At 67.9% G+C, this 9585-nt stretch carries 5 protein-coding genes and 1 pseudogene; all 6 read right to left on the reverse strand.

Annotated features, from left to right (window positions below; all coding sequences use genetic code 11):
* Positions 1–54: 54 nt before the first annotated feature.
* On the reverse strand, positions 55–1305 hold the full coding sequence (locus E3T37_RS01490; RefSeq protein ID WP_198415931.1) for a TIGR02679 family protein: 1251 nt from the start codon (positions 1303–1305) through the stop codon (positions 55–57).
* A complete protein-coding gene (locus E3T37_RS17105) occupies positions 1302–5453 on the reverse strand; it encodes a TIGR02680 family protein (protein WP_198415932.1) in 4152 nt (1383 codons plus the stop codon). The genes E3T37_RS01490 and E3T37_RS17105 overlap by 4 nt, the downstream gene beginning before the upstream one ends.
* Positions 5450–6616, reverse strand: coding sequence for a TIGR02678 family protein (locus E3T37_RS01500; protein WP_134365085.1), 1167 nt, complete (start codon positions 6614–6616; stop codon positions 5450–5452). The genes E3T37_RS17105 and E3T37_RS01500 overlap by 4 nt, the downstream gene beginning before the upstream one ends.
* Positions 6613–8298: a TIGR02677 family protein gene (locus tag E3T37_RS01505; RefSeq protein WP_198415933.1), complete on the reverse strand. Its 1686-nt coding sequence runs from the start codon at positions 8296–8298 to the stop codon at positions 6613–6615. The genes E3T37_RS01500 and E3T37_RS01505 overlap by 4 nt, the downstream gene beginning before the upstream one ends.
* A 265-nt stretch (positions 8299–8563) precedes the next feature.
* Positions 8564–8857: pseudogene (locus E3T37_RS17250) on the reverse strand (IS3 family transposase); the annotation flags it as partial.
* A gap of 7 nt (positions 8858–8864) precedes the next feature.
* Positions 8865–9585: IS30 family transposase (locus E3T37_RS01515; RefSeq protein ID WP_134365086.1), on the reverse strand; the 721-nt coding region annotated here is incomplete at its 5' end.

The following is a 9585-nucleotide window of genomic DNA, read 5'->3' on the forward strand; positions in this document are numbered from 1 at the left end:
CCGGACTGGTGTTGAAGTACGACTGCTCGAGCAGGTGCAGAACCCGTACGTGCGCTAGTCGACGCGCAGGTCGTCCAACAGATCCGCGAGCACCGACTCTTCCTCCACCCGCAGCCGCAGTTCTTCCATCGCCCCGGAGAGCCCTCCGTCCCAGGGGGTGTCGCCAACGGCACCCGAGAACACCGATGTGGAGAGACTCGACGCGCACGCGCTGCGGTAGTCGGTCTCGCCGAAGCGCCACGGCGTCCACGGCACGCTGCGAGCAACCGTGCGCGCGATCGAAAGTCCGCCGGCGTCGAAATCTCCGTGGTAGCGCAGGCGGGCGCCGCCGTCGACGAGCTGGGTGAGCAGACGGATGACTGCAGCTCCCGGCTGTCCATTGACGCAGACGAGAGGGACAGCGCCAGCGCTTGCGCCGAACCGGTCGGCAGCCGCAGCGATGACCGCCGGGTTCTCACAGACCGACACGAGCAACGGTGCGCGGCCGATGTCGTCCACCGCCAATTGCCGGTAGGTGAGCACCGCCGGCTGACCTGCCTCACCGAGCGCCGCGAGGGCGCGGGCCGTCGGCGAGGTCAGGCCGCCCGGCAACCCGAGGGCCAGCACGGTCGAGGACAATTCGTCCACGACAACCCCACAGGACTGCCAGGCGTCCCGCCTCCACCGAGAGCCGGTCCCCGGCGACTGGCCGGTCGCTGCCGCCGCAAGCCCGACGGCGAGCGGTCCGAGCGGGGTCTTCGGGTCGAGGGCATGCGCATCGCCGAACAAGCGAGCCGCGAGAACGCCGAGCGGCACCCCCTCCACCGGCAAGGCCCGCGCGAGCACGCCGAGCTGAAGCGACATCTCGTGGGCTGCCGCGGCGGATGCCGTCGCTCGCCGCAACGCTCCCGACCTGTTCACGTTCTCCACCCACCCGGAGAGCTGGGGCCGATCGTTGGCGATCAGACGCAACGCGTCAGAGACCTCATGCCAACTCTCCCGCTCCGCCCGACGCACGTCCGGGCCCACGATGGGGCCTACGAGCGCAACGACCGCGGATGCCAGCCCAGCGGGCCACGCATCGCGCCGCAGCATCACGTCAAGCTGGTCAAGCGACACGGACGCCGACGAGCCCGACCGGACAGGTCGTCCGATGAGGCGGCCAGCCGCCATTCGTTCTGCCGTGCTCGCGCCCTGCTTCGTCACGGTTCCCTCGAGCGTGCCCTTCTGCTCCAACCGGGCACGCATCCGTTCCAACAGCCAGGCCGTCTCCGGCGAGCCGAGCAGGCGCCTGATCCTGTCTGTTCCTTCGGCAGACGGGCTCACCACAGCCCCCCGTCGGCAGCTGCAGCATCGACCGCGACCGCATCGACGACAGCCGTGCGCCGGCGACCGTCCCACCTCCACCGTTGGACATGAACCGCGTCGCTGCCGTCGAACCGGGTCAGCTGGGAAATCGCGAGTCCGGGCACTTCCGCGTAGCATCCCCACTCCCGTTCGCTCGTCATCACCACGTCGAGGTCGAACTCCGCCAACAGCCCCAGGCAACTCGCTCGCGAGTTGTCGTCGACGCCCGCGAAGGCCTCGTCGAGCATGATCAGGCGGGGAGCGTTCGGGTTCGTTGCGGTTCGGTAGTGCGATGAGGCGGCGGCGAAGAGGGGGATGCTCGCCGCGAGCACCCGCTCACCGCCGGAAGCCGGGCCGGTGGCGGACTTCCACGAGCCGCCCTGCTGGCGCTCGACGGTGAATTTGTGCCACCGGCGATAGTCGAGCGCTTCGCCGAGGTGGTCGTACCAGTTCCCGGCCTCGTCGGCGTCGCGAACCTCCCCGATGCGAGCCTGAAGGAACGCGCCCAGCGCCGCCCGGTCCTCCTTGTCCCACACATCGGCGCTGGTCGAAAGCAGCCGACGGGTCGCGATGAGTCCCGTGGGGCCGTCCGAGCGCGGTTTCCACAGCACCCGGAGGATCATGCCGGTTGTGGTGGGCCGTGAACGCAGCTCCTCGTTGAGCTGCACGATCTGCCGGTCGGCATCCCCGATCAGCTCAGACAGCTGCGCCCCGACCTCGGTGACGAGATGCGACTCGATGATGTCGCGCTCTCTCGTGCTGAGCAGGAGCAGGTGCTGCTCGATCTGGCCGCCGAGTTGCTGGGCGAGTTCAACGAGCAGCATCTCCCGGCCGCTGAAGGTGACGACGACTCGCACGCCGTCATCGTTGGGGTAATAGGCCGCCTCATGCCCGTGCCGACCCAGCGACCGCTGCAGATCGGCGAACTCGGTGAACACCTGCGATTGCAGCCGGCTGTACCGCTCGTCGGATGCGTCGAGGTCCGGCATTGCCGCGTCGATGGCGCGGGCGAACTGCACGCCCTTCGTCACCGTCCAGTCCGCTTCGCCGCCGGCGTCCGGTTCGACCACGCCAAGATCGGCCAGGGCGGCGACCTGCACCAGCCCCAGCGTGGTGGTACGCCGCAGCGCCGCGACCGCATCGACCCGAGCGGAATGAGCGCGGTCCTGATCGCCACGGATGCCGCGCAACCGCTCCAGGAGACCCGCCTGGCGCTGCCCCTCGACTCTCTCCGTGTCGACCAGACAGCGCAGTTCGGTGACGATCGCCTTCAAGCGATGTTTTACCTGGGCCACCCGATCGCGGTAGCCCTGCACGTCGGCGCCGAGCCGTCCGCGCAGCGTGGCCAGGTAGCTCCGGCTGCGGGTCAGTTCGGCGGTCGCCGCCTCCCGCTCGTCCGCCGAACGCACCCGTTCTGCAAGCGCGGCGGCGAGCCAGGTTTCGGCACGCGCGAGCTGACGAGCCACCTCTGCACGACGCTCCACCTCGCGCCACAGGTCTGCGGCCCGCTTCTCGTACTCGGTCAGGGACGCCCCGAGCCCCCGGATCATGTCGACATCCGTGGGCAGCCGCAGTGATGCGGCATCCGCCGCGAGCTCCGCAGCAGCTTCGTCGCGCGCTCGACCGGCGACAGCGTTCTGTTCTCGCGCCTCCTCGCGTTCGACCGTGCACCGCGCAACGTGATCGGCCGCTCGTGCGGCCGCCCGGTCCGCTGTCTCGAGTGCCGTCGGATGCGGCACCGAGGTCTGCTCCCGCTCGACGACCCGCGCCCGCGCTGCGAGACCCTCGAGGTCAGCCGTGAGGCCACCCTGCCTCGCGGCGATCAGGTCGAGCTCGGAGTGCGCCTCTCTCAGCCGCTGTTCGCGCGCCGCTTCCCGTGCGCTCTCCCCCACATATCGAGCCGACTCAGTCGACCAGGCGCCGCGGGCCGAACCCAAACGATAGCTGCCGGTCAGGCCCACCCAGACCGGAGCCTGGTCACCGTCCACATCGCTGTCGGCCACGGCGATGGCGCGCAGGACCGCCTCGATCGCGTCGACCGTCACCGCAGAGCCTGCCGGCGGCTCGGCGACGAGTACGGATTCAAGGGTGCGAGCGGATGCCGCGCCCTCCGACGGTCGCAGCAGCAGCTGTCCATCGAGGGGCTCGCGCAGCTCCCCACCGGGCATCACCACGGCCGTGAGCAGCCCGCTGCCCTCGAGGGCCGCCTCGAGGCCGGCCCTCGAGGCGGCGTCGAGGTCATCGCGGAAACTGACCGCGCGCCAGAGCGGAATCGAGCCCTCGGGTGCGACGGCGCGGGCCGGTGGAAGGGTCGGCTCCACCACCTGGCCCCGCTCGAGTCCGGCGATCTCGGCGCTCAACACCGTGTACTGGGCCGCGAGGGTCTTCAATTCATGTTGCGCGGCGGCGCGCTGAAGCTGCAGTTCGGACTGCACGCGCAGCGCGTCCACCCGCAGGGCGCCGATGGCGGGGTTCTCAGCCGTGCGGTGGCGCACCCAGTCTGTGAAGGCACCGAACGCGTCATCGGACACGGCGAGCTCGGTCAACCCGGCGAGTACGATCTCGACGTCGGAGATGTAGGAGTCGACGTCGATCTCGACCGCGGCATCCGCGAGCGAACGTACGTCGGTCGCCTCGGCGAGACGGGTCTCGGTTTCGGCCTCGCGTGCGGCCGCAGCCGCCGTGCGCGCCTCCGCCTGCTGCAGCGCGGCGATCAAGGCGACCACCCGCTCGAGCGCGTCGCGCAGGCGAGCGACTCGAGCGGCAGCCGCGGCACGTTCGTGCTTGAGCGCCGCCTCGAGCCCTTCAGCAGGCAGCCCGTCGAGGGCACACTGATCGTGCACGAGTCGCGCGTCCAGGGCCGCGGCCATCGCGGCGGCCCCTGCGTGGCGCAGCCGCGCCTCCGCTGCCGCGACCGCGGTGCGGTCTTCCGCGGCCTCCGCCTCGGAGGTGCCGACTGCCGCATTCGCGTGCTCCAAGCGTTGCTCGGCGGAATCCGCCCTCTCCCCGGCAGTGGCGGCCGCAGCATCCGCCCGCTCGAGGAGGACTTCGCTCTGGGCGTGCTCACTGTCCCGCAACGCCTCTTCCTCGGCATCCAGCGTGCCGCGTTCAGTGCGGAGCTCGGCGCTGGCGGATGCGACGCCGGCCAACGATTCCTGCAGCCGGTCCAGCTCCGCGGTCACCTCGAGGATGGCGCGCCCGTACTTGTCGTGCTCGGACTGTTCGCGGCGCGGACCGGCGGCCTGCCGTTTGAGCATCACCTGCGCGTACCCGCGGTAGTGATGGAGGAAACCCTGCACCGCCTTCTGCGCGGCCGCGAGCTGCTGCACCTCGTCGCGCTCCTCATCGAGCGATCGCAATCCGTCGGCCACCGACTTGATGACATCGTCACTGACCGGGGTCAGGGCGCGAGTCAACGCCTCCGACAGGGCGGCCTCGCTCGGTTTCTTGGACAGCTGCGGAGCGCGGATCTGAAGCAGCAGCTCGATCAGCTCCGCGTAGCGCCGCTCGCCGAGGCCGAACAGTTTCGAGTCCACCGCCTGCCGGTATTCGGCTTTGGTGTCGTAGACGCGCCCAGTGTCGCCCAGGGCCTGGGCGAGGCGCTCGCGACCGAGCGCGAGACGGCTCCTGTCGATCAGGTCGAGCGTCTCCCCCACGCGTTGTTGCGTGACGAAGAACCAGTGCTTGGTGATGCCCCGGCCGCGCGCAGCCTTGAGACCGGCGCCGATCGTGACGAATTGCGGCTCGCCGGCATCGTCGATGCGGCCGAATTCCAACCAGCTGTAGCCGAGCCGCTCGCTGTTCGGGTGCTCGTCGCCGAGGAGCAGGTTCCACTCCATGCGCTTCTGCCGGTCGCCATCGGGTTCAACCCGTTGCGGTGACAGGTCGCCGTCGAGCAGGAACGGCAAAGTCAGAGCCAGCACCTTGGACTTGCCCGCGCCGTTGTTGCCCCGGAGCAACAATCGGCCATCGACGAAGGGGAACTCTTCGTTGTCGTAGTAGAACAGGTCGACCAGGCCGAGGCGCTGCGGCTGCCACCGCGCGCTGGTCGGAACCGGCAGCGAAGAGGTCACGGTCTCCGGGTCGCTTTCACCGGCGCTGAGGGATGGTGCGATGTCGAGGGTCACTGCTTTCGGGCTCCGATTATTGTTGGTGCAGCCAGGGCGAATCGAGCGAGGGCGGGCAGCACGCGGATGACGTCACCGTCACGGGCCACGAGACGAAGAGCGAGGAGCCGGCCGAGAGCCGTCTCGACCAGTTCGGATGCGGCTTCCGCCGCGCCCTTGCGCCAGTACCTGGCGTAGTCGGGGGCAATGGATCGGACATGCACCACAAGGGTGTCGACACGGGACTCCGCCGCCCCGGACTGCGCCAGCAACTCAGCCAGCAGTAGGGTGACGTGGCCCTCGGTGCCCTTCTCAGGCATCCGCACGTCGCTGAAATCGTCATCGAAGTCCACCATGGCGATCCCTTCCTGACGGATCTCTGCGACCAGCCCGGTGCATTCGGTGATGCGGCGGCAGATCAGTGCGCGTTGGCTGCGCAGGTATGCGGTCTCCTCCTCGGTGAGCTCGTCGAGGTAGAGCACGGGATCGTCGAGCAGACGCCGGGTGAGGGTGTGCCGCAGGCGCAGATTGCGCAACTCAGCGGTCGGGGCCGTTCCCCGATCCCGCATGCCCGCGGTGCGTTCGCTGAAAGCCGTGGCGGCGATGGTCGACGGGCCCCGCCGGGTGACCAGCAATTGCGACAGCACCCGTCGAGACACGTCATAAAGCGCATCGCCCGCGTTGCGCACGAATTCCTCTTCATCGCCCGCGACCCGGGCGAGCACGCCCCACTCCAGGAGCAGCTGCACAGCGGCGACGAGGTCGCTGCGCTCCTCCCTGGTGCCCAGCTCGAACGCGAAACCCGCGGCGACGAGTTCGGGGGCGGCTGCGATGACCATCACCTGTTCCGCCAGGCGCCCGAGCGCGATCTGGGTGTCACTGCGTTCGAGAACGGACAAGCTGAGCATGAGGAGCACATACCTGCGGCGCGAGAACGGCATGCCGCCACGGCGGGCGGCGAACGGATGCGTCGCGTCCTCCAGCGAGGCCGGCTCGCGTTCGAGCCGCACCACCTCACTGTCGACGTGCAGCGCCCACCCGGTGTTGATCTCGAACCATTCCGTGAGGGTGCTCGCGTGTCGGCGCACGAGACGATACCGGTCCTCGTCGGTGGACCGGATGAGCGGGTGGCGCAGCAGGAGGCGCGCCGCCCTCTGCTGGTCGTCTACGGCCGAAACGCTCATGTCACCTCCGCGAGTGCAGCCGCGGCGTGCGCGCCCCGGGTGCGCTCATCGCGCTCTCCCTCGATGTCCGAAACGGGCTCTCCGGCGAAGGCTAGATCGGCGCCGTCCGCCATGAGGTCAGTGATGCGCACCAGGTGATCGGGTCCGCGGAGGGTGCCTCGCTCCGTCTCGAGCGCGACGAAGCCGGCCTCGGACATCGGTGTCAGTTCGATGCTCATGGTGCCATCGCTGGACGCGGTGTGAATCGGTCCCCCGTCCGGCGGACGGGCAACGAGTGCGTCGCCGAGGAGGGTGAGGAACAGTCCGAAGGCCGTACTGTCCAGCCCGGCGAGCGCGCTTAACTCAACCGTGCCGTCCGTCGCGAGCCTCTGGCGGGCGGCAGCGATCTGTTCGGACTGCTGTCGCACCTGGAGGGCGATCAGGGCCCGGGCAGCCGAGCGGTCGACTACCTGGTTCGGGCGTCCCTTCCGTTCATAGGTGCCGGTCTTTCGCAGTTGCGGGGAGATTTCGATCGGTGGGGCATCCGCCCAGGGAGCGCCGACGAGCGTCGCATCGTCGCTCCAGTGCTGCCAGGTTTCGGAGTCGACGGTCAAATGCCGCGCAGAGTAGAGCCCGAATGCTGCCCGCGCCAGCCGGTGCCGGTGGTCGTCGGTGGGTGCCTCCTGGAACCACTGCGCGAGCCGCAGGTAGTCGGTGGACCGGTCTGAGCGCCCGGAGCGTCGGGCATTGACCGCTCGCACAGCGTCGAGCAGCGCGGGGATCGCGGCGAGGGCCGCCATCCGCAGGAGCTTGGCCTGGCTGTCGCGACCGTTGCCCGAGAGGAACCATGATCGCAGGCCCTCCCAACGATTGGTCCAGACGGCGTAGTGGCGGGCTGCTTCGACCAACGACTGCGCATCGTCGGGGTCGGGGGCTTCGGCGGTCGCGTCCCGGTCGGCAAGGGCCCGGAGGGCACGATCAACATTCTCGCTGCCGGCTCTAACCAGTAGTTTCGCGATTTGCGGTCCGCGCACCGTGAGGTCCTGAATGAATCGTTCAAGGTACTCGACCAGTCGGGACTTGTAGGCAACGAAGGCGGCCTCGTCGGTTTCGGTCAGGTCGATGGTGCGCTGCAGCGACGCCATGAACGCGCTCGCGTTATCGGCGAGTTCGGTGAACCGCATGGTTAGCGCGGCCAGGGTTTGCTGCAGCATGCCCAGGTCGAGGGCATCGGCCTCGATGAGCGTGACGAACTGGTGGAGCGTCACCGCGATGTCTTCGAGGGCGACGCTCTGCAGGGCGCCCCGGCGCCCGAGGGTCTCCTCGAATCGCTCCAGGGCGCGCTCGGCGGCCTCGCCCGCTTGGCTGAGTTGGAAGAGGTGGCGCTTGCGATAGAAGTCCTCGACGTGAACGACTCGCCCGGTGTCGGGCGAGGCCAGGAGATTTCCCCAATCCGCCAGGGAGTCCAGGGCGGCGGTGACTGCTTCGATGGTCAGCGCGTCGCCAGGATCTGCGCCATCCGCCGCGGCGTCTCGCCGAAGCTGGCTGAGCACGTCGTCTGGCCGGAGGTGAACCTGAAAGCGCTCTTTGGCCGTCACGAATGCACCCAACACCCGGCGATAGGCGTCACTGTTCTGCGCGTTCAGGTGGCTGAACACGCTGAAGTCAGGTGCGGTCTGGCCCCGAGCGGACACCTCGCTCACCTCCCCTTCACTCGGCTTTGATCAGAACAACTCACAGTCCGTGACTCGTCACGGTGATGACCCCGAATTCATCATGCAGCATTCCTCTGACATGGGCGGTCACATAACTCTGTAGACCAGAATGGGGTATCGATTTTGGAGGGATCATCACAGACGCATCTTTCAAGCCTATTTCCATCTTTTTGAAATTCAAAAAGACGCTAATACTCTTGCTATGGATCTTTGCGCCCGTCAAGTTATTGAGACAATCTGGTGTGTTTTTCTTCTACGCCGCAGCCTTTTGGCGGCGGTCGTGGTGAGCGGCCAGCGCGGCGGCCGGTTGTAGTCCTCCATTGTGCCAATGAGGGCGACGCCGGTTCTACCAAGATTCGATGTATTCCATCACCGCGGTCCTCGCGGCGAGGTGGTTTTCGAAGTCGCGCTGGTAGTACATTTCCGTCTTCAAGTGAGAGAAAAAACTTTCCGCAACAGCGTTGTCTCAGCACACGCCGATGGCTCCCATCGACTGCGTGACCCCGTTCCCGGCGCACCATTTCTGGAACTCACCCGAGGTGTATTGGGCGGATTCAACCGGTCGTCGCAACACCGGTGCTTGCGGTCAACAGTAGCTCGTTCATCGCTTCGGCTGGCGTCTTGAATCCGAATGTCTTACGGGGGCGTTCGTTCAGGGTCTTGGCGACGCCGTCGAGATCGACGAGGGCGTAGCGGGTGAAGTCGGTGCCTTTGGGGAAGTACCGGCGCAACAGCCCGTTGGTGTTCTCGTTGCTGGGCCGCTGCCAGGGCGAGTGGGGATCGGCAAAGTAGATCGGCAGCCCGGTCTGGATGCGGAGTCTGGCGTGTTGGGCCATCTCGGCGCCCTGGTCCCAGGTCAATGACTTGCGCAGGGTCTCGGGCAGACCGGTGATGGCTCGGGCGATCGCATCACAGACGGCGTCGGCGCCGTGTCCGGCTGTCGCGGGCCCGTTCTTGACCTGTGCGCCGATCATCTTGTGCTCGTCCATCGGAGACCGGTGCAACAGCATCGTGAACCTCGTGGTGCGTTCGACCAGGGTACCGATCGCGACCCCGCCCAGTCCGACGATCAGATCCCCTTCCCAATGTCCGGGCACGACCCTGTCGTTGGCTTCCGCGGGTCGGGCGGCGATCATGACCTCCCCTGTCAGGAAGCTCTTACCGCGCTTGGCACGGGCCCGCGGCACTCGCAACGCCCGACCAGTGCGTAAGGCGGTGGTCAGCTCGCGGCGCAGCGCTCCACGACCCTCGATGTAGAGGGCCTGGTAGATCGCC

This window comes from Cryobacterium sp. TMT2-10, assembly GCF_004403075.1.
GTDB classification, from domain to species: domain Bacteria; phylum Actinomycetota; class Actinomycetes; order Actinomycetales; family Microbacteriaceae; genus Cryobacterium; species Cryobacterium shii.

What these genes read in the sequence shown, in the direction of transcription:
- E3T37_RS01500 (WP_134365085.1), bottom strand. Translation starts at nt 6,616, where the DNA reads ATGAGCGTTTCGGCCGTAGACGACCAGCAGAGGGCGGCGCGCCTCCTG.